Source organism: Phreatobacter sp. AB_2022a (assembly GCF_026847585.1).
In the GTDB taxonomy this organism is placed as follows: Bacteria; Pseudomonadota; Alphaproteobacteria; order Rhizobiales; family Phreatobacteraceae; genus Phreatobacter.
Window position 1 is genome coordinate 85,628 of sequence record NZ_JAPSET010000020.1, and the last position, 22,245, is coordinate 107,872.

A 22,245-nucleotide genomic window follows, 5' to 3' on the forward strand; every position below is an offset into this window, starting at 1 on the left:
CGCGGCCGTCCTGGCCGCGACGACGGGGGCAACGGCCGCCGACATGGCGCTGCGCGGCTCGCTGCCGGCCTACGAGGCGAGCGGCCCGAACTGGGGCGGCCTCTATGGCGGTATTCACGGCGGTGTCGGTTCGGCGAATTTCGACGGCAATTCGGCTGCGCGTTCGGAGGCGACGCGCCGCTTGACGGGTCTGATCTACCTCGGCAGTTCGGCAAGCAATCTGCCAGCAGCGCCGGACATGATCCAGGTTGGCGCGGTCAGATCGTCGCCGACGATCTTCGGTCTCTTCGCGGGCTATCAGGCACAATTCGAGGATGCGGTTGTCGGCTTCGAGGTCGATTATACGCGCGTTGGTGGCGGGCGAGGCGGCACCAGGTCCTGGACTCAGCCCTACGCGGTCCTCTATCCCTCGTCCGGCTTCACCGACGCTTTCTCGCAGCGAGTATCAGTTTCCGCATATCTGCAGGACTATTTCACCGCGCGACTGCGGGCCGGCTGGGCCTACGGCCGTTTCATGCCCTACGTGACCGTAGGCGTCGCCCTGGCTCGCGGCAGCACCTCGATTTCCTATGATGCTGGCTCCTCGCGCATCGATACGGCACCGACTGATGGCGTCGATTGGACAAGGCCGTTCACGCCGATCACCGGCGATCCGCCGCTCAATACCACGTCGTCTCCGAATGCGACTGGTTTCGGTTTCGTCGCCGGCGGTGGCCTCGAGGCGCTGATCACCGACAATATCTTCGTGCGCGGCGAATATCAGTATCTGCGCGTGCCGAGCCTCGGCGGCGTCGCGATGACGCTGCATACTGTGCGCGCCGGCGTCGGCATCAAGTACTGACCGCAGCGCCCGTCAGTCGAAAAAAAAGCCCGTACCGGTCGCCGGCACGGGCTTTCGTTCGTATCGCAGGCGCCGCCTTTTACTCGGCGGCCTCGCGGACGCCCGGGCCGCGGCTGAGCCGCTGGCGCTTCAGGAGCTCGGCCACCTTGAACGACACTTCCAGCGCCTGTTCGGCATTGAGCCGCGGGTCGCAGTGGGTGTGGTAGCGGTCGGAGAGGTCGGTATCGGTGATCGCCGCCCGTCCGCCGGTGCATTCGGTGACGTTCTTGCCGGTCATTTCCAGGTGGATGCCGCCGGCATAGGTGCCTTCGGCCTCGTGGATGGCGAAGAACTGCTCGATCTCGCTCATGATCAGGTCGAACGGGCGGGTCTTGTAGCTGTTGGCCGACTTGATCGTGTTGCCGTGCATGGCATCGCACGACCAGACCACGGTGCGGCCTTCGCGCGCCACCGCCCGGACCAGCGCCGGCAGGTGCTTTTCGACCTTGTCGGCGCCGAACCGGCAGATCAGCGTGATCCGGCCGGCCTTGTCCTCGGGATTGAGGATGTCGAGCAGGCGCAGCATGCCGTCCGGGTCGAGGCTCGGCCCGCACTTGAAGGCGATCGGGTTCTGCACGCCGCGGAAATATTCGACATGAGCATGGTCGGGCTGGCGTGTGCGATCGCCGATCCACAGCATGTGGCCGGAGGTCGCGTACCAGTCGCCGCTGGTCGAATCGACGCGGGTCAGCGCCTCCTCGTAGCCGAGCAGCAGCGCCTCGTGGCTGGTGAACATCTCGGTCGTGCGCATTTCCGGATGGGCTTCCGGATCGATGCCGCAGGCACGCATGAAGTCCAGCGCTTCCTGGATCCGTTCGGCCAGGTGCCGGTACTTGTCGGTCGCCGGGCTGTCCTTGACGAAGCCGAGCATCCACTTCAGCGCGTTGTCCAGGTTGGCATAGCCGCCATAGGCGAAGGCGCGCAGCAGATTGAGCGTGGCGGCCGACTGGCGATAGGCCATGGCCTGCCGCTGCGGATCGGGCTCGCGCGCTTCCGTCGTGAAGGCGATGTCGTTGATGATGTCGCCGCGATAGGAAGGCAGGCTTACGCCGTCGATCGTCTCGGTGTCGGACGAACGCGGCTTGGCGAACTGGCCCGCGACGCGGCCGACTTTGACCACCGGCATGCCGCCGGCATAGGTCAGCACCACGGCCATCTGCAGGAAGGCGCGGAAGAAGTCGCGGATATTGTCGGCGCCGTGCTCGGCGAAGCTTTCGGCGCAGTCACCGCCCTGCAGGAGGAAGGCCTCGCCTTTTGCGACTTTTGCGAGGGCTCTCGTCAGATTGCGCGCCTCGCCCGCAAAAACGAGCGGAGGAAAGCCCGCAAGGCGCTTCTCAACCTCCTGAAGGGCAGCCTGGTCCTTGTAGACCGGCACCTGCAGGATCGGCTTCGACCGCCAGCTCGACGGGCTCCAACGCTCGCCCATGTCATCCTCCTAAGGGGCTCGACGCATCACAATGATCGTCAATAATGATCGGGTCGTGCCGCGATGGACACGTTCCGATCAGGATCGCGGCTTATACACGACGACTGCGGTGCGGGCGAGTGCTGCGAATCAGCGCCCGCTTTCCTTTCCGGAACCGCACGTTGCGTTCTTCCGTTCTGTCTTGTACGCGCTTTCAGTGTCGCGATTTCACCGTTCGCCTCACCTCGATATCAGATGCCGGGCAGGCGGCGAAATCAAAACGACACCGGGTATCACCAGACTGCTCCAGCAACGATATCGAGGCTTTGAAATGACCCGTGTCCTGCGCTCCGTCATGCTCGCGACCGTCGCAACGGTTGCGCTCGGTCTCGCCGCGGCGGCGATCGCGCAGACACCGGGGCACAGGCTGGAGGTCAATGTCGACCAGGCGGCCTGCATCGCCAAGCCGCAGCCGAGCTGCACCGCCGAGCTCGCGCTCGCGGCCGCGCGCGACGAGGCCGAAGGCTGGGCGGCGACGGCCGCCTTCGAAGCCTTCATTGCCGCCGATCCCGATCTGGCGGCGCGCGACCGCTGGATGCAGCGCTACGAGGCCTGGGCGGCGATCGCGACCGTCGACGGCATCAAGGAGCGCATCGTGCCGGTGCGCGCCGAGCACCTGGCCCGCAAGGGCGACTTTCCCGGCGCCTATCGGGAGCTCGGCCTCGACCGCGCCCAGCCGGACGCGCTCGCCGAACCGTCCGTCCTGATTCTCGACGAGGCCCGCGCCGGCCGGGTGCGCGAGGCTTTGGCGCGGGTCGACCGGCTGGTCGAGACCGACAGCCGGGACGACCTGAAGCTGGAGATCCTGGAAATTGCGCTGGCGCGCGCGCCGGCCGAGGCCGACGCAGTCGCGGCGGGCATCAAGGACCGGTTCACGCGCCGGCTCGCGCAGGCGCTGCAGGCCGGCGCCCGCGGCGACCAGGCGATCGGTCGCTCGATCGACGAATGGGCGCGCGGCGCCCGCGCCAACCAGACGGTGCCGTTCGACGATGCCGACACGGCCCGCCGCGAGAGCTGGGACACTTTCCTGCGCGGCGCGGTCGCGGCCGGCAATATCGAGGCCTTCAAGGTCGGCCTTGCCGGCCGGCCCGCCTTCGACACCGCGGCCGATACGGAAGGGGCGAGCAAGCTCCTGCGCGTCCTCATGCGCGAGGGCCGGGCCGACTGGCTCCGTCTCCTCGGCCCCGCGCTCAAGCTGCCGGCCGGCGAGACCGTGTCGATCGACGAGGATATCGGCCAGATGCGCGCGCTGCCGGTCGACAAGCTGGTGGCCGTGGCGGCCGCGGCCGACACGGCCGGGCCGGCGCGGGGCGCGGTGATCGACACGGTGCTCGAAATGCTGGTCGCGCAGGGCGCGGTCGATCAGGCCCGCGAGCTCTTCGTCAGCACCGGCCGGCTCGACGAGCTGAACCGCGTCACCTTCGACCAGGAGCGTATCGGCGTCATGTTCGAGACGCTCTGGCGCTCGATCGTCGGCAAGGGGCCGAAGGCGACCGTCGATGCGCTCGCCGCCCGCATCACCTCGACCGGCGCCAAGGAGTACATGGCACGGGTGGAGCGGCTGACGGCGCGCATGCAGGACATCGCCGCCGGCAACAAGGGCGAGGAGCCGGCCGACGACGAATGGGCGATCATGCTTGACGTGGCGATTGCCTCGGGCGACCCGGTGCTGATGACCAAGATCGCGGCCGCGATGAACGATGCCGGCCTGCGCTCGACCGCCTTCGTCCAGATCACCCGCAATCTCTGGGACCGCGGCGTCCGCTGACCGCGGGCGCGGCCGTCTCGAACCCGTCAATGGCCGGGCGCGCCGGCTGCGTCCGCCGCCGGCATGAAGGCGCGGATCGCGCCGATCACGCCGCCGACCAGCAGCACGATGGCCGCGGCCTCCGCCGGTGTCGGCAGGCGTCCGGCATGGGCAAAGCCGTAGAAAAGGCCGAACAGCGTCTCGGAAACGATGAGCTGGGCCGCCAGCGAAACCGGCAGGCGGGTCGAGGCGATCGACCAGAGCCAGGTCGCGAGGAACGAGGAGGCGAGCCCGACGGCGAAGCTCCAGGCGACGAGCGGGCCCAGCCGCGCCGGATCGAGGCCAAGGCTCGGCACGGCGGAAAGCCCCGAGAACCAGGCGACGGCGGCCAGCAGCGGCAGGCTGACGAGCGTCGCTGCCCCCGTCAGCGCCGTCCAGCCGACGGCATCGGCCTTGACCTCGCCGCGGCGCAGCACCGCGGCATTGCGCATGCCGTACCAGTACCAGCTGAGAAAGCCGCCCACGGCCATCAGCACGCCGGCGGCTATGCCGATCCGGCCGGTGGGCGGGGCCGCGCCGAGCGCGGCGCCGTTGACGATGGCAAGTCCCAGGGCGATGGCCGCCAGCGGCGGCACGAGCCGCTTCGGCGAGAGGCGGTCGGAGCCCTGGTTGCCGCCGAGCGCCATGGCGACCGGCAGGGCGCCGATGATCAGCGCGACGATCGCCGTTCCGGCGCGCGGCACGGCGAGCGCGATCAGCGCGAAATAGAGATTGAAGCCGGCGGCCCCGAGCAGGATCAGTGTCAGGCCCATGCCGCGCGGCAGGGCGGCAACGTCACGAAATCCGCGCAGCGCCAGGATGGCGAGCGACATCAGGCCGAACACCAGGGTGCGCAGCACGACGAGGTCGAGCGGCTGATAGGGCGCGACCATCAGCGGCGCGACGAAGGTCAGGCCCCACAGCGCGCCGGCGGCAAGGCCCGCGAGAATTCCGATCGGCATGATCCACCCGGCGCGCTCAGTCCTGGAGCTTCGCCCACATCTCGCGATCGCGGACGTCGGTCCAGATGACCGGCCAGTCGATGCCGCTGGCTTCGTCATAGGCGCGGGAGACATTGAACGGCAGGCAGTGCTCGTAGATGGCGAAGGACGCGAATTTCGGGTCCATCGCCGTGCGGGCGGCGTCGAAGGCCTCTTTCAGCGAGCGCTTCCGCGCGACGCTGTCGGAGACCGAGGCATAGAGCGTCGACAGGAAGTCGCGGGTCAGGCTGAGCCCGTCCTTGACCATGGCCGGCGTGGTCAGAGCGGCGCCGCGGCCCGGCACGATGGCCTTCGCATCGAGGGCGGCGATCGCGTCGAGCGTTCCAGGCCAGTCCTTGAAATGGGCGTCGCCGCAATAGCAGGCCGAATGATATTCGACGAGATCGCCGGTGAAGGCGACGTCGGCATCGGGCACCAGGGCGACGATGTCGCCGGCGGTGTGGCCACGACCGAGATGCAGCAGCCGCACCGCCCGCTTGCCGAGCCAGACGGTCATTTCGCGCGGAAAGGTGACATGCGGCCAGGTGAGGCCGGCCGGAATCGACTCGGCACCCGGAAACAGCCGCGGAAAGCGGCCGATCTCGCTCGCCTTGTCCTGTTCGCCGCGCTCGACGATCAGGCCGCGCGTCGCCTCGGAGGCGATGATCGTGGCGCCGTCATAGGCCGAGGCTCCGAGCACGCGCACCGCGTGATAGTGCGACAGGACCACATATTTGATCGGCTTGTCGGTGACCTCGCGCACCCTGGCGATGACGTCGCCCGCCATGGCCGGCGTCGCCTGGGCGTCGATCACCATGCAGCCGTCGTCGCCGACGATGATGCCGGAATTCGGATCGCCCTCGGCGGTATAGGCGAAGAGCCCTTCGCCGAGCTGATCGAACGAGATCTTTTTCGGGCCGAGATCGGCGGTGGACGCAAAGGCCTTGCTCAATGGATCTACTCCAGAAGGGCGGGCAGCGACTGGAAGCCGCGAAAACGCAGGCGTCCGGTCCGCACCGCTGTTCCGGTCAGCCGATAGCACGGAAAGCGGGCGATGAAACGGCCCAGGGCGACGCGGCCCTCCAGACGCGCGACAGCCATGCCGACGCATTGATGTGGCCCCGAGGCGTAGCCGAGATGCCGGTTCGGCTGCCGGCCGATATCGAAGCGGTCGGGATCGGCGAACACCGCGGGGTCGCGATTGGCGGCCCCGATGCACAGCGTCAGGCGGGTGCCTGCGGAAAGCGCCTCGCCGCCGACCACGGCCGGCCCGGTGGTGATGCGATTGCCGAGCTGGTTCGAGCTTTCCAGCCGCAGCGCCTCTTCCACCGCCGTGCGCGCGAGGCTGGGATCGGCGATCAGCCGGGCCCGCTCCTGCGGCCAGCGGTCGAGCAGCCAGAGCGCATTGCCGATCAGGTTGGTGGTGGTCTCGTGGCCGGCATTCAGGATGAAGATGCAGTTCTCCAGGAGCTCGATCTCCGACAGGCGGTCGCCGTCGGCCTCGCCCTGGATCAGCCGGGTCAGCACGTCCTTGTCGGGATCGCCGGGCGCGCGCCGGCGGCGCGCCACCAGCGTTTCAAGATAGCCGAGGAAAGCGGTGACGGCGGCGTTGCCGCGCGCCATCTGCTCGTCCGTCAGCACCGGCTCGAGCGCGCCGAGAATGGCGAGCGACCAGTCGCGCAGGGGCTCGCGCTCGTCATGCGGCACGGCCAGCAGATTGCCGATCACCTCGACCGGAATGGCCGCGGCGAAATCCTCGATGAGGTCGACCGTGCCGCGCCCGGCCATGGCCGCGATCAGCCGGTCGACCAGGCCGACGACGTCGGGTTCCAGCGCCGAGACGGCGCGTGGATTGAGCGCGCCGGCGAGGATCTTGCGCACGCGCGTATGCAGCGGCGGATCGTTGAAGACGAGGCTCGTCGTATGGTGGCGGAACAGCGGGCTGTCGCCGTATTTCGGCCCGAACTCGGCGCGCTTGTCGGAGGAGAAGGTGGCCGTGTCCTTGTAGACCGCCTCGAGATCGGCATGCCGGGTCAGGAAGACCGAGCCATCGGGCATCCGCTTGACCGGCTGATGCTCGCGCAGCGCCCGATAGACGGGGAAGGGATCCTCGACGAAGCCCGCGGGCGGCGCCCTGAGGTCGAAGCGCGCGGCAATGTCGGCCAGGTCGACCGGCCCGGCGGCGGAGGCCATCGTCATGGGTGATGTTTCCGGACGATCTGGTCGATGGCGCCGAAAATCGAATGACCCCTGGCATCCTTCATTTCGATGCGCACCGCGTCGCCGAAACGCATGAACGGCGTCTTCGGCTCGCCGTCGCGGATGGTTTCCACCGTGCGCAGCTCGGCAATGCAGGCATAGCCGAGCCCGCCATCGGCGATGGTTCGGCCGGGACCGCCATCGGCGTCGCGGTTGGATACGGTCCCCGAGCCGACGATCGTGCCGGCGCCGAGCGCGCGCGTCTTGGCGGCGTGGGCGATCAGCGTGCCGAAATCGAAGGTCATGTCGACGCCGGCCTCGGGCTTGCCGAACGGTTCGCCGTTATAGAAGGCGAGCAGCGGCCGGTTGAGCTTGCCGTCCCGCCAGGCATCGCCGAGTTCGTCGGGCGTGACCGCGACCGGCGAGAACGCGCTCGACGGTTTCGACTGGAAGAAGCCGAAACCCTTGCCGAGCTCGGCCGGGATCAGGTTGCGCAGGCTGACATCGTTGACCAGCATGACGAGGCGGATCAGGCCGCGCGCCTGCGCCGGGGTGACGCCGATCGGCACGTCGCCGGTGATCACCGCCACCTCGCCTTCGAAATCGATGCCATGGGCTTCGTCCGGCAGCGGGATCGGGTCGCGCGGGCCGAGAAACGTGTCGGAGCCGCCCTGGTACATCAGGGGATCGGTCCAGAACGAGGGCGGCATTTCGACGCCGCGCGCCTGCCGCACCAGGGCGACGTGGTTCACATAGGCCGAGCCGTCGGCCCACTGGAAGGCCCGCGGCAGCGGGCTCATGCAGTCGTGCTCGTGGAACCGGAACGAAGGCACCGAGCCGATCTCGAGCTGCTCGGCGAGGTCGGCGAGGCGCGGCCCGTATCGCTCCCAGTCGTCGAGTGCGGCCTGCAGCGTCGCTACGACCGGGAAGGCGTCGGTGGCGCGCGTGAGGTCCCGGGACACCACCACCAGCCGTCCGTCACGGCCGTGCTTCAGCGAGGCAAGTTTCATGGGCGGCGACCCCTGCAGCTTTCGATTTCGCGCCCGCGGCCGGCATTGGCCCGGACGCATCCATCAAAGCCTGTCGCGGCGGGATTGGCCAGCGCCTTGAGGCCTGCGCGTTGCACGCATCGGCGCCGCCACCTAGGATCGGCTCGCCGGCGCGGCACCGCCGGCAGGGGAATGGTCGCATGGATGCTGAGGTCGGGCAGGGATCGAAAGGCGCGGCCGCGAGGCTGGAGCTGGAAACCTTCATGCCTTACCGGCTGAACGTGCTGGCGACGGTGGTCAGCCAGGGCCTCGCGCGCATCTATGCCGAACGCTACGGCATCGGCATTCCCGAATGGCGGGTCATGGCGACGCTCGGCCAGTTCGGCTCGCTGACCGCCAAGGACATCGGCGCCCACAGCCGCATGCACAAGACCAAGGTGTCGCGCGCCGTCGCCATTCTCGAGGAGCGCGGATTGGTCCGCCGGCGGGCCAACCGGCAGGACCTGCGCGAAGCCTTCCTGTCGCTGACCGCGCCCGGCCGGGCGATCTATGACGACCTCGTGCCGGTGGCGCTGACCTTCGCGGCGAGCCTGACCGAGGGCCTGACGGTCGCCGAGCGAACCGCGCTCGACAGCCTCATCGGCAAGCTCACCGCCCGCGGCCTGCAATTGCTCGGCGACGGCTGACGGGCGCAGACATCGAAAACGGCATTTCGGCAGGGGAGTCCGGCCATGAAGCTCTACACCTATTTCCGTTCCTCGGCGGCCTTCCGCGTCCGCATCGCGCTCAACCTCAAGGGACTGAGCTACGAGGCCGTTCCGGTCCATCTTGTCCGCGATGGCGGCGAGCAGAAGAAGCCGGCCTATCGGGCGGTCAATCCCCAGGGCCGTCTGCCGAGCCTTGTCGTGGACCATGCCGGGAGCGAGGCGGTCCTCACCCAGTCGCTCGCGATCATCGAATATCTCGACGAGATCAGGCCGGAGCCGCCGCTGCTGCCGGCCGATCCGGTGCTGCGCGCCCGCGCCCGCGCCGCGGCACTGCTGGTCGCCTGCGACATCCATCCCCTGAACAATCCGGGCACGACGGGCTATCTGCGCGACGTCATGGGCCAGCCGCCCGAGGCGATCGCCAAATGGTACGGCCATTTCATCCGCGACGGCTTCGCCGCGCTCGAGCAGATGATCGCGCCGGGGCCCTATTCCTTCGGCGCGGCGGTGACCGTCGCCGACCTCTGCATCGTGCCGCAGGTCTTCAACGCCCGCCGCTTCAACGTGCCGCTCGACGATTTTCCGAAACTTCTGGCGGTGAACGAGGCCTGCATGGCGCTCGATGCCTTTGCCAAGGCGAGCCCGGGGGCGCAGCCCGACGCCGAATGAGGCTGTGGCGCCTCAGCGCTGGGCGCGCGGATCGCGCCAGCCGGGCCGGCCCGGCGGTCCCGACGGAATGGTCGAGCCCCAGCTCCGCCTGCCGGGCAGGCTGTCCTGGCGGCGGCGGGTCATGGCATGGCCGATGCCGGCGCCGGCCAGGATGCCGAGCGTGCCGACCAGCCAGACCAGCAGTACCACCGACAGGCCGAGGCTGTGCAGCGCCTCGGCGAACCAGCCGAAGGAATAGGTGTCGGGCGTGAAGCCGGGCACGCTGCCGTAGCCGGCCGCGCTCGACCCGAACAGGTCGACCAGTGCATAGGCGACATAGGCGACGATCGACCACAAGGCGACCGCGATTCCCGTGCCCCACCAGATGAACTTGCGCATGGCGAATCTTCCTCGCAGGCAGTGCCGGCACACGCGATGTAGGGTGCCGGTCGGGCGATGCAAGGCTCGGGCTGCCTTTGCGGCCCATGCGCCGACGGCGTTCTTCGGGCGAAGAGCCGGCAGCGTTCGCGTCACGAAACCCCGTCAAACGGGAAACTGGGTCTTTCCCTGTTGCCGCGAAACGGTGAAGGAGCCTAGCGGAAGAAGCGCTCGAACAGGCCGCCGCCCGGCGGCGGCCGGATCACGTCGCCGCGGTCCTCGGGTTCGCTCGGCCGGCCCGCGACGCGGCGCGGCGCCTGGCCCGGTTGGTTCATCACCATCGGCTGGTCGAGAACCTCGCCAGGCACGGCGCGCGAGGGAGCCCCATAGGCGCGCCAGTTGCCCGGCAGGTCCACCGGCGGCTGGCCGCGATGGGCCTCGGCCATGACGCGGTTCCAGATCTCGACCGGCAGCGTGCCGCCGGACAGGCGCTTGGTCGGCTGGCCGTCGTCATTGCCGAGCCAGACGCCCGCGACATAGCGGCCGGTATAACCGAGGAACCAGGCGTCGCGGAAATCCTGGCTCGTGCCGGTCTTGCCGGCGGCGGTCCAGCCGGGCAGGCGCAGCGATCGGGCCGAGCCGGTAACGGTGGTCTCGTGCATCATGGCGTTCATCATCGCCACATATTGCGGCTCGACGACCCGGCCCGGATTGACCGGCGTGCGCCGGTAGAGCACCCGGCCATTGGTGGTGCGGATGCGGTTGATGACATGCGGGATGACGCCGTTGCCGCCGTTGGCGAAAGGCACATAGGCCCCCGTCATCTCCAGCACCGTCACTTCCGACGTGCCGAGGGCGATCGACGGATTGGCCTGCAGCGGCGAGCCGATGCCCAGACGCTGCGCGGTCCTGACCACCGTGCGCGGGCCGACCTCGCTGGTCAGGCGCACCGCCACCGTGTTGAGCGAGGAGGCGAGCGCCGTCTGCAGCGTCACCTCGCCGCGATAGTCGCGGGTGTAGTTTTCCGGTCGCCAGCCCTGGATCGCCACCGGCGCGTCGACGCGCACCGTATCCGGCGTCATGCCGCGCTCCAGCGCGCTCAGGAAGACGAAGGCCTTGAACGAGGAGCCCGGCTGACGCCGCGCCGTCACCGCGCGGTTGAATTGGCTCTGCGCATAGTCGCGGCCGCCGACCAGGGCGCGCACCGCGCCATCGGTGTCGAGCACGACGACTGCGCCCTGCCGCACGTCGTAGCGGGCGCCGCTGCGGCCGAGCACGTCGTTCAGGGCGCTTTCGGCGGCCTGCTGGAGCGGCGCGGCAATGGTCGTCTCGATGATGAGGTCGGTCTCCACTTTGCCGACATAGTCGTCGAGCAGATCCATGACCCAGTCGGCGACGTAGTTGATCGAGCCGCTGGCGGCCGTGCGGCTCGCCTGTGCCGGATGGGCGATGGCCGTGCGCGCCTGGGCGCTGGTGATGAAGCCCTGGTCGGCCATGGCCGAGAGCACCAGCTGGGCGCGCGCCGCGGCGGCCTCGGGGTTGCGCGTCGGCGCCAGGCGCGAGGGCGCCTTGACGAGGCCGGCAATGGTCGCGGCCTCCTGCAGGGTCAGCGCGGTCGCGGGCTTGTCGTAGTAGCGGCGGGCGGCGGCCTCGATGCCATAGGCGCCGGCGCCGAAATAGACGCGGTTGAGATAGAGCTCGAGGATCTGGTCCTTGGAATAGTTGGCTTCCAGCCAGAGCGAGAGCACCGCCTCCTGGATCTTGCGCCCCATGGTCCGGTCGGGTGTCAGAAACAGGTTCTTGGCGAGCTGCTGGGTCAGCGTCGAGCCGCCTTGGGAGACGCCGCGATTGGTGACGTTGGTGACCACCGCGCGCAAAAGGCCGATGACGTCGAGGCCGAAATGCGAATAGAAGCGCCGGTCCTCGATGGCGATCAGCGCCTGCGGCACATGGCGCGGCAGGCTTTTCAGCTGCACGGCCGCGCCACCCGTATCGCCGCGATTGGCAAGTTCCGAGCCGTCGGCGGCGACGATGGCGATGTTGGGCGGGCGCGGCGGCACTTCCAGCGTATGGGTCGGCGGCAGGCGCGCGGCATACCAGGCGACGACGCCGGCGCAGACGATCAGGCCCCAGACCGCGGCGGTCAGTCCCCAGACCACCAGCCGGCCGAAAATGCCGCGGCGGCGGCGGCGTTTCGGCGCCGGCTCCTTGGCCGCCGCTGCCCTTCCCGCCCTGCGTTTCGGCTGCTTGCGTGGCATGTCGCGCGGCTCGGCCTCCTGGTCGTCGGGTTCAATGCGGGGCTTGGCTGCCTTCGGCGGTTTTTCCGGCGCCGCGACGGCCACGACCGGCCGGTCCTCGGGCATGGCGCGCAGGTCCATGCCGCCGCGCGCGGTCCCGAAGCTCGGTTCGATCCGTTCTCTGCCGCCTCGTCCTCGTGCCATGCCTGCCGTGTCACCACCCGGCCCTTCCGGGCCTCAATCCTTTCCCGCTTGTTCGCAATAATCGGGGCGCAATGAAGGGGGCGTTAAGGCGATCTCGCGTCACTGTTTCATTCTTGGTCAAGGTAAATGGACATTTACCGGCTTCCGGAGGCTTTGACAGGAAACGAGCAAGGCGAAGCCGGCTACAAGGCCTTGTTCCGGAGTTCCGCTGATGTCGCCAAGCCCCGCCGGCAACCCGCCCGACGCCGGCGATCCCGCCTGCCAGACCATCATCGCGGAAGCGCTGTCGATGGCGCTGCTCGCCCGGGTCCGCACCCTGCGCGTGCTGCTGGAAACCGATGCCGGCGGCTCCGCCCCCGCCGCCGACGCGGTGCGCCTGCACGACCGGCTGGAGGCGATCGAGGCCGAGCTCGAAGCGCGGCGCCGCGCGGCGGAAGGCGAGACGATCGACATCGTCTATCTCGATTGAGCGGCGGATCCGCGTTCGAAAGGCGACGGTGACCGGTTTCGGTGGCATGGAGCGGGTGTGTTCCGGGATTGCGGAACGAGCGTCTGGCACCTAATGTAAGGATATTCCTTACGGAGCGTTGCGGTCGATGATTACGAGCAAGCTGACCAGCAAGGCGCAGACGACAATCCCGCAAGCGATCCGCGCGGCATTGCGCCTGCGGGAAGGCGATGAAATCGCCTATTCCATCGAAGGAGACAAGGTGACGATCCGCAAGGTGTCGGCGGTTGGGCCGCCCGCCGAGGATCCTTTCGGCGTCTTTTCCGAATGGGACGGCGAGGCCGACAGGAAGGCCTATGCCGACCTCTGATTTCGAGCGAGGCGACATCGTCAGAGTGCCGTTCCCCTACACCGATCGGCCCGTCAGGCAACACCGACCAGCGCTCGTCGTGAGTGCGGGCCGGATCGGTGAAAACGGAGCGTTGTTGTGGGTCGCGATGATAACGTCCGCCGAAAACCGGCCATGGGCGGGTGATGTACCGCTGGGGGCGCATTATCGAGAGGCCGGCCTGCCTGCGCCGAGCGTCGTCCGTCCCGTTAAGATCGCGACGATCGAGGCGGCGCACGCCGAAAAGCTGGGCAGCATAGCGCCGGATCTGATCGCGCTGGTTGGCGAGCGGATCCGCGCATATGCCGATCTTTGACGGTAGCCGGTCCAGTATGCCCATGGCAGTGTCCGGTGCGGATGTCGCCGTGCCGGGCATCTGGGTGATGGCGACGGGTCGGCCGGTGCCCGTCACCGCCCGCCGTCGTCCTCCAGCACGTTGGTCAGCACCTTGCGGATGGCCGCCTGGCGCTGCGCGGTCTGGATCTTGGCGCCCATCAGGTCGGTCACATAGAACACGTCCACGGCCTTCTCGCCGAAGGTCGCGACATAGGCCGAGCCGATATTCAGGCTGTGGCGCGACAGCGCCGCGGTCAGGTCGTGCAGGAGGCCGGGCCGGTCGAGCCCGGACACCTCGATCACCGTGTAGCGGTTCGACCAGGTGTTGTTGATCGCCACCTCCGGCGCGATGCGGAAGGTGCGCGAGCGATGCCGCGCCGGCGACTTGCGGTGGGCGGCGGCGATCGCCTCGCCCACCTTGATCTCGCCGCGCAGGGCCTTTTCGATGCCGTCGGCGATGCGCTTGGCACGCCGCTCCTCGTCCTCGTCACGGTCGAACCCGCGGGTGATCGAGATGGTGTCGAGCGCCAGGCCGTCGGTGGTCGTGTAGATCTGTGCGCCGATGATGTTGGCGCCCGCCGCCGCGCAGGCGCCGGCAATGATCGACAGGAGCCGCGGGTGGTCGGGGGCGAGCACGGTGAGATGCGTCACGCCCTGGCCGGCGATCAGGTCGACCCGGGTCGCCAGCGACTGGCCGGCCGCCTCGGCGCCGAGCAGGAAGCGCGCATGCTCGATCTTGGTGGCGAGATCGACCTTCAGCCAGTAGGCCGCATAGTGCCGGCCGATATAGCTCTCCATGGCCGGGCCTGAGAGTTCCGGCAGGGCGGTGGGCACGGCCTGGCGGAACTCCTCCTGCGCGATCTCGACGCGGCGCGTCCGGTTGACCTCCGAGAAGCCACCGGTCACCACCGGCTCGGTCTCGTAATAGAGCGTGCGCAGGAGCTGGCTCTTCCAGCCGTTCCAGACGCCCGGCCCGACCGCCAGGATGTCGGCCGTGGTCAGGATCAGCAGCATCTTCATGCGTTCCAGCGACTGCACGACGCCGGCGAAGGTCTCGATGGTCTTGCGGTCGCTCAGGTCGCGCGACTGGGCGATGGTCGACATGACCAGGTGGTTCTCGACCAGCCAGGCGACCGTTTCGGTCTCGGCCTTGGTCAGCCCGAAGCGCGGCCCGAGCCGGCGGGCGACCTTGGCGCCGGCGATCGAATGGTCCTCCGGCCTGCCCTTGGAAATGTCGTGCAGGAACAGCGTGATGTAGAGCAGGTCGCGGTTGCGCGGCTGGATCGTCCGGATCAGGTCGGCGGCGAGGCCGAGATTGGGGTCGCCGCCGCGCTCGATCTGCTGCAGCGTGCCGATGCAGCGCAGCAGATGCTCGTCCACCGTGTAGTGGTGGTACATGTTGAACTGCATCATCGCCACGACCCGGCCGAAATCCGGGACGAAGCGGCCCAGCAGGCCGGCCTCGTTCATGCGCCGCAGCACCACCTCGGCGCTGTTCGACGAGGTCAGGATGGAAATGAACAGCTGGTTGGCGGTCGGATCGTGGCGCAGCTTGTCGTCGATCAGCTTCAGCGACCGCGTGAGCAGCCGCATCGCGTCGGGATGCAGCGCCAGATTGTAGCGGTCGGCCAGCGCGAAGATGCGGATCAGGTTGACCGGATCGCGGGCGAAGGCCTCGTTGTCGGACACCGTGATCCGGTCGTGGTCGATCTGGAAGTCAGGGCTTTCCTTCAAGCCGCGCAGCGATTTCGGCCGGAGCTTGGCCATGAACCGGTCGAGCACCGGCGCCGGTTTCTCGTGCCGCTCCTCGAGCTCCGCGCACAGGATGGCGGTGAGGTCGCCGACATCCTTGGCGATGAGGAAATAGTGCTTCATGAAGCGTTCGACGTCGCGCAGGCCCGAATGGCCGCGATAGCCGAGGCGCGGTGCCAGCTCGCGCTGCAGGTCGAAGGACAGCCGCTCCTCCGCCCGGCCGGTCAGGAAGTGCAGGTGACAGCGCACCGTCCAGAGGAACTTCTCGCAGCGGCGGAAGATCTGCATCTCGCGCCGGTCGAACACGCCCTTCTTGGCGAGCTCCTCGTCGGTCTTCACCCGGTAGGCGTAGCGGGCGATCCAGAACAGCGTGTGCAGGTCGCGCAGGCCGCCCTTGCCGTCCTTGACGTTGGGCTCGACGAGATAGCGCGACTGGCCGGTCTTGCGATGGCGCTCGTCGCGTTCGGCGAGTTTGGCAGCGACGAATTGTGGCACGGTGCCGCGTACCACCTCGGCGTCGAACCGCTGTTCCAGCTCCTTGAACAGGCCCTTGTCGCCGAGAATGTGGCGCGCCTCGAGCAGCGCCGTACGGATGGTCTGGTCGGCCCGCGCCTGGCGGATGCATTCGTCGACCGAACGCGTCGCGTGGCCGACCTTCAGGCCCATGTCCCAGAGGCAGTAGAGGATCGCCTCGGCGACGCTCTCGCCCCAGGCGGTCTGCTTGTAGGGCAGCAGGAACAGAAGGTCGATGTCGGAGCCGGGGGCCAGCATGCCGCGGCCATAGCCGCCGGTGGCGACCACCGTCATCCGCTCGCCGGAGGACGGATTGTCGGAGGGATAGAGGCGCGAGACGATCCAGTCATAGGCCAGGCGAATGATATCGTCCTGGAAGCCGGACAGCGCCTCGGCGCAGGCGCGCCCGTCGGCATCGGCGATCAGTCTCTGCTCGGCGGTCCTGCGCGCTTCGCCGAGCCGGCGCTTGAGGATCTGCACCACCTCCGCACGCGCCTCGCGCGAATTGCCGGCATGGACGCGCACGGCGTCGAGATCGCGGGCGATCGCTTTGGGATCGACGAGCGGGCCGTGATCGGCGGCGCGGCGGCGCGGGCTGGCTTCGATGCTCGTCTGGTCCATCGCTGCTCGTGAAGATCGCGTCTGAGGAAGGGGCGTCCCGCGCGAACTTCGCACGGGCCCGAGGTGCCGCCAAGGTTTTCGGGGCGCTAGAGGCCGCTCGCGCCGCCGTCCGCGCGCGGATCATGCGCACCGTCGAGGCTCTGGTCGGGGAACCAGGTCACGCCGCCGGCATGGCCCATCGTGTCGGAATAGCTCTCGCCGATGAAATCGGCGGCGTGGCCGATCCGCTGCAGCTCCCTGACGAGGCTCTCGTCGAAGCGGTTCTCGAAGCGCAGGCCGGTCACCGTCGAGCCCCAGGTGCGGCCGAGCAGCCAGCGCGGCCGGTCGAGCGCCTCCGCGAGCGGCACGCCGTGGCGGACATGGCGCTCGAACACCATGGCCTGCGTCTGCGGCTGGCCCTCGCCGCCCATCGTGCCGTAGCCGAACACGCGGCCGTCCTTCAGCCGCGCCAGGGCGGGGTTGAGTGTGTGGAACGGCCGGCGCCCGGGCTCCAGCGGGTTGAGCGCCTTCGGATCCAGGGCGAAGCTCGCGCCGCGGTTCTGCATCAGGAAGCCGGTGGAGGGCGAGATGCAGCCTGAACCGAACTCCCAATAGATCGACTGGATATAGGAGACGACGCGGCCGTCAGCGTCGGCCGCGCCCATCCAGATGGTGTCGCCGGCGGCCGCGCGCTGCGGCCAGGCGAGGGCCTCGCGCATGTTCACGGCCGTCGCCTCGCGCTGCAGGGCGGTCTCGGCGAGATAGGCCTGAGGGTCGCCGGCCAAGTGATCGAAATCGGTGACGAAGCTGTCGCGGACGATGAAGGCCCGCTTGGTCGCCTCGACGAGGCGGTGGACGAAGCCGGGCGTCTCCGGCGTGACCGGCCCGTACATGGCCTCCAGCCGGTCGACGATGCCGAGGATCATCAGCGAGGCGAGCCCCTGGGTCGGCGGCGGCATGTTGAATACCTCGCCAAGGGAATGGTCGAGGCTCAGCGGCGTGCGTTCGATCGCGTAATAGGCCTGAAGATCGGCGCGGGTCACCGGCGAACCGATCAGTTCGAGGTCCTTGGCGAGCTCGCGCGCGATGTCGCCGCGATAGACGTCCTCGAAACCGGTGCGCGCCATATGGTCCAGCGAAGCGGCGAGCTGCGGCTGCTTCAGCACCGTGCCTTCGGCCGGCGCCTTGCCGTCGACGAGGAACAGGTCGGCGAAGCCGGGGCAGTCCTTCAGTTCGTAGAGCTTGTCGACGGTCAGCCGCGCCTGTGAGCGGGTGACGGCATAGCCCTCGCGGGCGGCCCGCATGGCCGGCTCGAGCAGCACGCTGCGCGGCAACCGTCCGCCCGCGGCCTTGGCCATGGCGTTGGCCATGCGCCAGCCGCCGATCGCACCCGGCACGGTGAGGGCGGCGAGCGGCCCGCGCGTCGGCATTTCGTCGTAGCCACGGTCCCGATAGGCGCGGATGGTCGCGCGCTCGCCGGCAAAGCCGGCGGCCTCGATGCCGCGCACCTTGCCGCCCGGCTCGTGGATCAGCCAGAAGCCGTCGCCGCCGACATGGGTCATGTGCGGATAGACGGCGGCAATGGCGGCGGCCGCCGCGATCATTGCCTCGATCGCATTGCCGCCTTCGGCGAAGATCTGGCGGCCGGCTTCGGCTGCCGTGGTGTGGGGGGCCGCGATCACGCCGCGCGAGAAGGGGCCTTGTGCCATCAGGAACGATCCCTCGAATGCTCAGCCGGACCGGCGCGCCGGTCCACCACCTGTCCTAGCCTGCGGGGCGCGGCGAGGCTAGTTGCGCAGGGGCGGCTACGCAGTCTTGCCGAGGCGCACGTCATTGCCAAGGCGCGACCGGCGCGTCAAAGCGCCATCGACCGGCCGAGCTCCTCGCGCGTCACCTCCGCTTTCGCACCGGCCAGAACGATACGGCCACGCTCCATGACGGCGAAATCATCGCCCAGCTCTTCGGCGAAATCGAGATATTGCTCGACCAGCAGGATGGCGATGTCGCCTTTCTGCCTGAGATAGCCGATGGCGCGGCCGATATCCTTGATGATCGAGGGCTGAATGCCTTCGGTCGGTTCATCGAGCACGATGAGCCGTGGCCGCGTCACCAGGGCCCGGCCGATGGCGAGCTGCTGCTGCTGGCCGCCCGACAGGTCGCCGCCGCGCCGCCCCAGCATGTCGCCGAGCACGGGGAACAGCGCGAAGATGTCGTCGGGAATGCTGCGGTCGCCGCGCTTCAGCGGCGCGAAGCCGGTCTGCAGGTTTTCCTTCACGGTCAGGAGCGGGAAGATCTCGCGCCCCTGGGGCACGTAGGCGATGCCGCGCCGGGCGCGTTCGAAAGGCGGCATGCGCGTGATGTCGCGGCCTTCCCACAGGATCTCGCCCGCCGAGACCGGCTGATGACCGACAATGGCGCGCAGCAGCGAGCTCTTGCCGACGCCGTTGCGGCCGAGCACGCAGGTCACCGCGCCCGGGCGTACCGTCAGCGACACGTCGCGCAGCGCCTGGGCGGCGCCGTAATGCAGGTCGACATGACTGACCTCGAGCATGGTCTGAACTCCTCCTCGTCATCCGCCGCGCGGCCGTTGCCACACAGGGCTTGCCTGTCACCGCCCGAGATAGACCTCGATGACCCGCTCGTCCGCGCTCACCTGGTCGAGCGCACCTTCGGCGAGGACGGATCCCTCGTGCAGGCAGGTGACCTTGACGCCGAGCTCGCGGATGAAGCCCATGTCGTGCTCGACCACCACCACGGAATGGCTTCTGGCAATGTCCTTCAGGAGGTCGGCGGTCGCCGCGGTCTCGGCGTCGGTCATGCCGGCGGCCGGCTCGTCGATCAGCAGGAGCTTCGGATCCTGGCCGAGCAGCATGCCGATTTCGAGCCACTGTTTCTGGCCGTGCGAGAGCTCGGCGGCCAGCCGATTCCTGTGGTCGCCCAGCCTGACGATGTCGAGGATCTCGTCGATCCGGGCGGCGATGCCGGCCGACCGGCGCGCGAACAGCGTGCCAAACACCGTGCGGGTCGCCTTGACCGCCATGAGCAGATTGTCCGCCACGGTCTGGCTCTCGAATACGGTCGGCTTCTGGAATTTCCGGCCGATGCCGAGATTGGCGATGGCGGTCTCGTCGAGCTGCGTGAGGTCGGTGTCGCCGGCGAAGATGACGTCGCCCGTGTCGGGCTTGGTCTTGCCGGTGATGACGTCCATCATGGTGGTCTTGCCGGCGCCGTTCGGGCCGATGATCGCGCGCATCTCGCCGGGCGCGATGACGAAGCTCAGGCTGTTGAGCGCGCGGAACCCGTCGAAGGTGACGCTGACGCCGTCGACATAGAGCAGCGACTGGGTGACGACCTGCGGCCGGGTCAGCGCCTTGACCGGCGCGGCCGCGATGTCGGCTTCGATGAGATCGGCGAGCATGGTCCGCTCCTATTGCGCCGGCTGGGCCGCGGTCCCGGCGGGCGCCTCGCGTCCCGCGCGCCGCGCCGCCGACCAGGCGGTGAAGGTGCCGAGCACGCCTTTCGGCAGCCACAGCGTGACGACGACGAACAGGGCGCCGAGCGCGAACAGCCAGGCTTCCGGGAAGGCGCCGGTGAACCAGCTCTTGGCGAAATTGACGAGGCCGGCGCCGAGGGCCGCGCCGACGAGCGTGCTGCGGCCGCCGACCGCCACCCAGATGATCGTCTCGATCGAATTGGCCGGATGGAATTCAGACGGGTTGATGATGCCGACCTGCGGCACATAGAGCGCCCCGGCAATGCCGGCCATGACCGCCGAGACGGTCCAGACGAACAGCTTGAAGTGCTCCACCCGGTAGCCGAGGAAGCGTGTCCGTGCCTCCGCGTCGCGGATCGCCACCAGGATCTTGCCGGCCTTCGAGGTCACGATGGCGCGGGCGACGAGATAGCCCGCCATCAGCGCCAGGGCGGAAAGCGCGAACAGCACGGCCCGCGTCGGCTGGGCCTGGATGTTGAAGCCGAGGATGTCCTTGAAATCGGTCAGGCCGTTATTGCCGCCGAACCCCATGTCGTTGCGGAAGAAGGCGAGCAGCAGGGCATAGGTCAGCGCCTGCGTGATGATCGACAGATAGACGCCGGTCACCCGCGAGCGGAAGGCGAACCAGCCGAATACCAAGGCAAGGAGGCCCGGCACCAGCACCACCATCAGCAGGGCATAGGGGAAGGACGAGAAGCCCCACCAGGTCAGCGGCAGCTCCTTCCAGTTGAGGAACACCATGAAGTCGGGCAGGACCGGATGGGCATAGACGCCGCGCGGGCCGATCTGGCGCATGAGATACATGCCCATGGCGTAGCCGCCGAGGGCGAAGAAGGCGGCGTGGCCGAGCGACAGGATGCCGCAATAACCCCAGACGAGATCGACCGCGACGGCGAGCAGGGCATAGGTCAGGTATTTGCCCCAGAGAGCCATCGCCGTGTTCGACACGTGGAAGGCCGAATCCGGCGGCACGGCGAGATTGAGGATCGGGATCAGCACGGCCGCGAGCGCAACGAGGCCGAGAAAGATCCAGCCGGTTCGGTCGATGGTCTGGAACAGGAAACGGCTGAACATTATTCGACCACCCGTCCCTTGAGGGCGAACAGGCCCCGCGGACGTTTCTGGATGAACAGGATGATGAAGACGAGCAGCAGGATCTTGGCCAGCACCGCGCCGGCATAGGGTTCGAGGAACTTGTTGGCGATGCCGAGGGTGAGGGCGGCCACCAGCGTGCCCCAGAGATTGCCGACCCCGCCGAAGACCACGACCATGAAGCTGTCGATGATGTAGCCCTGGCCGAGATTGGGGCTGACGTTGTCGATCTGGCTGAGCGCCACGCCGGCAAGTCCGGCAATGCCGGAGCCGAGGCCGAAGGTGAAGGCGTCGACCCAGTTCGTGCGGATGCCCATGGCGCCGGCCATGCGCCGGTTCTGCGTCACCGCCCGGGTCTGGAGGCCGAACGGCGTGCGCTTGAGGATGACGAGCAGCGCGGCGAAGACCAGCGCCGCGAACAGAATGATGGCAAGCCGATTGGCCGTGATGGCGAGGTTGCCGATCTCGAAGGACCCCGACATCCAGGACGGCGTGACGACTTCGCGGTTGGTCGCCCCGAACCACGAGCGCACCGCCTGCTGCAGGATGAGGCTGACGCCGAAGGTGGCCAGCAGGGTTTCCAGCGGCCGGCCGTAGAGATGGCGGATGATCAGGCGCTCGATGGCCACCCCGACAGCGCCCGCGACCAGGAAGGCGAGCGGCAGTGCCACGAACAGCGACAGGTCGATGAGGCCCGGGGCCACGGCGCGCAGCGCCTGCTGCACGACGAAGGTCGTGTAGGCGCCGAGCATGACCATTTCGCCATGGGCCATGTTGATCACGCCCATCACGCCGAAGGTGATGGCAAGGCCGATGGCCGCGAGCAGCAGCACCGAGCCGAGCGAGAGCCCGTACCAGACGTTCTGGACCGCCTCCCAGAGCGCGAGCGAGCGGCGCACGGTGCCGGCGGCGTCATCGGCGGCCTGGCGGACCAGCGGCGTCGTGTCGGGCCCGAGCGCGCCGAGCACGGCCAGCGCCTGGGCGTCGCCGCGCCGGCCGACCGTCGCGATCGCTTCGATCCGCTCGGCATCGCCGGCACGGGGATCGGTGACGAGGATGGCCGCGCGCGCCTCTTCCATCATGCGCCTGACGCGCGGGTCGCTCTCCCTCGCCAGCGCGGTGGTGAGGCCGGCGAGGGCGCCGGCGTCGC

General features: G+C 68.6%; 20 protein-coding genes. 7 read left to right on the plus strand and 13 right to left on the minus strand.

Annotated features, from left to right (window positions below):
* Positions 1-43 precede the first annotated feature (43 nt).
* The gene (locus tag OZ671_RS16175; RefSeq protein ID WP_328286370.1) at positions 44-841 is read left to right on the plus strand and encodes an outer membrane protein; all 798 of its coding nucleotides are present in this window, start codon (positions 44-46) and stop codon (positions 839-841) included.
* A 79-nt stretch (positions 842-920) separates the two neighbouring features.
* Here the strand turns inward: OZ671_RS16175 and OZ671_RS16180 are convergent, their stop codons facing one another.
* Positions 921-2,306 carry a class II 3-deoxy-7-phosphoheptulonate synthase gene (locus OZ671_RS16180; RefSeq protein ID WP_038304952.1) on the minus strand — a complete coding sequence of 462 codons (1,386 nt, stop codon included), beginning with the start codon at positions 2,304-2,306 and terminating at the stop codon, positions 921-923.
* Positions 2,307-2,616: 310 nt separating this feature from the next.
* Between OZ671_RS16180 and OZ671_RS16185 the strand changes: the two genes are divergently transcribed.
* Entirely contained in the window at positions 2,617-4,113 is a 1,497-nt protein-coding gene (locus OZ671_RS16185; RefSeq protein ID WP_268861697.1) for a hypothetical protein, read from the plus strand.
* 26 nt (positions 4,114-4,139) lie between these two features.
* On the opposite strand, the gene OZ671_RS16190 is transcribed toward OZ671_RS16185, so the two are convergent.
* Genes OZ671_RS16190 through OZ671_RS16205 form a run of 4 tightly spaced genes read right to left on the minus strand, consistent with a single transcriptional unit; the run spans position 4,140 to position 8,320 of the window.
* Positions 4,140-5,093 carry a DMT family transporter gene (locus OZ671_RS16190; RefSeq protein WP_268861698.1) on the minus strand — a complete coding sequence of 318 codons (954 nt, stop codon included), beginning with the start codon at positions 5,091-5,093 and terminating at the stop codon, positions 4,140-4,142.
* Between the two features lie 16 nt (positions 5,094-5,109).
* Positions 5,110-6,063 (minus strand): MBL fold metallo-hydrolase, encoded by a 954-nt coding sequence (locus tag OZ671_RS16195; RefSeq protein WP_268861699.1) that lies wholly within the window; start codon positions 6,061-6,063, stop codon positions 5,110-5,112.
* Positions 6,064-6,068: 5 nt separating this feature from the next.
* Positions 6,069-7,310, minus strand: coding sequence for a cytochrome P450 (locus OZ671_RS16200; RefSeq protein ID WP_268861700.1), 1,242 nt, complete (start codon positions 7,308-7,310; stop codon positions 6,069-6,071).
* Complete coding sequence (locus OZ671_RS16205) at positions 7,307-8,320, minus strand: fumarylacetoacetate hydrolase family protein (protein ID WP_268861701.1); 1,014 nt, start codon at positions 8,318-8,320, stop codon at positions 7,307-7,309. Before OZ671_RS16205 ends, OZ671_RS16200 begins: the two co-directional genes overlap by 4 nt.
* Positions 8,321-8,499: 179 nt before the next feature.
* On the opposite strand from OZ671_RS16205, the gene OZ671_RS16210 reads away from it, so the two are divergent.
* Positions 8,500-8,985 (plus strand): MarR family winged helix-turn-helix transcriptional regulator, encoded by a 486-nt coding sequence (locus OZ671_RS16210; RefSeq protein WP_268861702.1) that lies wholly within the window; start codon positions 8,500-8,502, stop codon positions 8,983-8,985.
* 45 nt (positions 8,986-9,030) lie between these two features.
* A complete protein-coding gene (gene maiA / locus OZ671_RS16215; protein ID WP_268861703.1) occupies positions 9,031-9,675 on the plus strand; it encodes a maleylacetoacetate isomerase in 645 nt (214 codons plus the stop codon).
* 12 nt (positions 9,676-9,687) lie between these two features.
* Here maiA and OZ671_RS16220 read toward each other — a convergent pair whose 3' ends face one another.
* Together OZ671_RS16220 and OZ671_RS16225 are read right to left on the minus strand one after the other, a co-directional pair.
* Positions 9,688-10,053, minus strand: a complete 366-nt coding sequence (locus OZ671_RS16220) for a hypothetical protein (protein ID WP_268861704.1) — start codon at positions 10,051-10,053, stop codon at positions 9,688-9,690.
* Between the two features lie 194 nt (positions 10,054-10,247).
* A complete protein-coding gene (locus OZ671_RS16225; RefSeq protein ID WP_268861705.1) occupies positions 10,248-12,473 on the minus strand; it encodes a transglycosylase domain-containing protein in 2,226 nt (741 codons plus the stop codon).
* 211 nt (positions 12,474-12,684) lie between these two features.
* Here OZ671_RS16225 and OZ671_RS16230 point away from each other — a divergent pair, with 211 nt between their 5' ends.
* The 3 genes from OZ671_RS16230 (at position 12,685) to OZ671_RS16240 (ending at position 13,625) form a co-directional block, all read left to right on the plus strand.
* Positions 12,685-12,942: a hypothetical protein gene (locus tag OZ671_RS16230; protein WP_268861706.1), complete on the plus strand. Its 258-nt coding sequence runs from the start codon at positions 12,685-12,687 to the stop codon at positions 12,940-12,942.
* A gap of 127 nt (positions 12,943-13,069) precedes the next feature.
* A complete protein-coding gene (locus OZ671_RS16235; RefSeq protein ID WP_268861707.1) occupies positions 13,070-13,291 on the plus strand; it encodes an AbrB/MazE/SpoVT family DNA-binding domain-containing protein in 222 nt (73 codons plus the stop codon).
* Complete coding sequence (locus tag OZ671_RS16240; protein ID WP_268861708.1) at positions 13,278-13,625, plus strand: type II toxin-antitoxin system PemK/MazF family toxin; 348 nt, start codon at positions 13,278-13,280, stop codon at positions 13,623-13,625. Before OZ671_RS16235 ends, OZ671_RS16240 begins: the two co-directional genes overlap by 14 nt.
* A 92-nt stretch (positions 13,626-13,717) precedes the next feature.
* Here OZ671_RS16240 and OZ671_RS16245 read toward each other — a convergent pair whose 3' ends face one another.
* The 6 genes from OZ671_RS16245 to urtB all read right to left on the minus strand — a co-directional run.
* Positions 13,718-16,531, minus strand: a complete 2,814-nt coding sequence (locus OZ671_RS16245) for a [protein-PII] uridylyltransferase (protein WP_268861709.1) — start codon at positions 16,529-16,531, stop codon at positions 13,718-13,720.
* Between the two features lie 86 nt (positions 16,532-16,617).
* Positions 16,618-18,219 (minus strand): gamma-glutamyltransferase family protein, encoded by a 1,602-nt coding sequence (locus tag OZ671_RS16250; RefSeq protein WP_268861710.1) that lies wholly within the window; start codon positions 18,217-18,219, stop codon positions 16,618-16,620.
* Positions 18,220-18,365: 146 nt separating this feature from the next.
* A complete protein-coding gene (gene urtE, locus OZ671_RS16255; RefSeq protein WP_268861711.1) occupies positions 18,366-19,061 on the minus strand; it encodes an urea ABC transporter ATP-binding subunit UrtE in 696 nt (231 codons plus the stop codon).
* Positions 19,062-19,118: 57 nt separating this feature from the next.
* Complete coding sequence (gene urtD / locus OZ671_RS16260) at positions 19,119-19,928, minus strand: urea ABC transporter ATP-binding protein UrtD (RefSeq protein ID WP_268861712.1); 810 nt, start codon at positions 19,926-19,928, stop codon at positions 19,119-19,121.
* A gap of 9 nt (positions 19,929-19,937) precedes the next feature.
* Positions 19,938-21,077: an urea ABC transporter permease subunit UrtC gene (gene urtC, locus OZ671_RS16265; RefSeq protein ID WP_268861713.1), complete on the minus strand. Its 1,140-nt coding sequence runs from the start codon at positions 21,075-21,077 to the stop codon at positions 19,938-19,940.
* The coding region (gene urtB / locus OZ671_RS16270) for an urea ABC transporter permease subunit UrtB (protein ID WP_268861714.1) at positions 21,077-22,245 on the minus strand (1,169 nt) is incomplete at its 5' end. The genes urtB and urtC, both read right to left, overlap by 1 nt.

Bases quoted from the DNA above. Each gene is read 5' to 3' on its own strand.
- OZ671_RS16205 (WP_268861701.1), bottom strand. From the start codon at position 8,320: ATGAAACTTGCCTCGCTGAAGCACGGCCGTGACGGACGGCTGGTGGTG.
- OZ671_RS16235 (WP_268861707.1), top strand. From the start codon at position 13,070: ATGATTACGAGCAAGCTGACCAGCAAGGCGCAGACGACAATCCCGCAA.
- OZ671_RS16250 (WP_268861710.1), bottom strand. From the start codon at position 18,219: ATGGCACAAGGCCCCTTCTCGCGCGGCGTGATCGCGGCCCCCCACACC.
- urtE (WP_268861711.1), bottom strand. From the start codon at position 19,061: ATGCTCGAGGTCAGTCATGTCGACCTGCATTACGGCGCCGCCCAGGCG.
- urtC (WP_268861713.1), bottom strand. From the start codon at position 21,077: ATGTTCAGCCGTTTCCTGTTCCAGACCATCGACCGAACCGGCTGGATC.
- OZ671_RS16175 (WP_328286370.1), top strand. From the start codon at position 44: ATGGCGCTGCGCGGCTCGCTGCCGGCCTACGAGGCGAGCGGCCCGAAC.
- maiA (WP_268861703.1), top strand. From the start codon at position 9,031: ATGAAGCTCTACACCTATTTCCGTTCCTCGGCGGCCTTCCGCGTCCGC.
- OZ671_RS16225 (WP_268861705.1), bottom strand. From the start codon at position 12,473: ATGGCACGAGGACGAGGCGGCAGAGAACGGATCGAACCGAGCTTCGGG.
- OZ671_RS16230 (WP_268861706.1), top strand. From the start codon at position 12,685: ATGTCGCCAAGCCCCGCCGGCAACCCGCCCGACGCCGGCGATCCCGCC.
- urtD (WP_268861712.1), bottom strand. From the start codon at position 19,928: ATGCTCGCCGATCTCATCGAAGCCGACATCGCGGCCGCGCCGGTCAAG.
- OZ671_RS16185 (WP_268861697.1), top strand. From the start codon at position 2,617: ATGACCCGTGTCCTGCGCTCCGTCATGCTCGCGACCGTCGCAACGGTT.
- OZ671_RS16200 (WP_268861700.1), bottom strand. From the start codon at position 7,310: ATGACGATGGCCTCCGCCGCCGGGCCGGTCGACCTGGCCGACATTGCC.
- OZ671_RS16210 (WP_268861702.1), top strand. From the start codon at position 8,500: ATGGATGCTGAGGTCGGGCAGGGATCGAAAGGCGCGGCCGCGAGGCTG.
- OZ671_RS16180 (WP_038304952.1), bottom strand. From the start codon at position 2,306: ATGGGCGAGCGTTGGAGCCCGTCGAGCTGGCGGTCGAAGCCGATCCTG.
- OZ671_RS16245 (WP_268861709.1), bottom strand. From the start codon at position 16,531: ATGGACCAGACGAGCATCGAAGCCAGCCCGCGCCGCCGCGCCGCCGAT.
- OZ671_RS16220 (WP_268861704.1), bottom strand. From the start codon at position 10,053: ATGCGCAAGTTCATCTGGTGGGGCACGGGAATCGCGGTCGCCTTGTGG.
- OZ671_RS16240 (WP_268861708.1), top strand. From the start codon at position 13,278: ATGCCGACCTCTGATTTCGAGCGAGGCGACATCGTCAGAGTGCCGTTC.
- OZ671_RS16190 (WP_268861698.1), bottom strand. From the start codon at position 5,093: ATGCCGATCGGAATTCTCGCGGGCCTTGCCGCCGGCGCGCTGTGGGGC.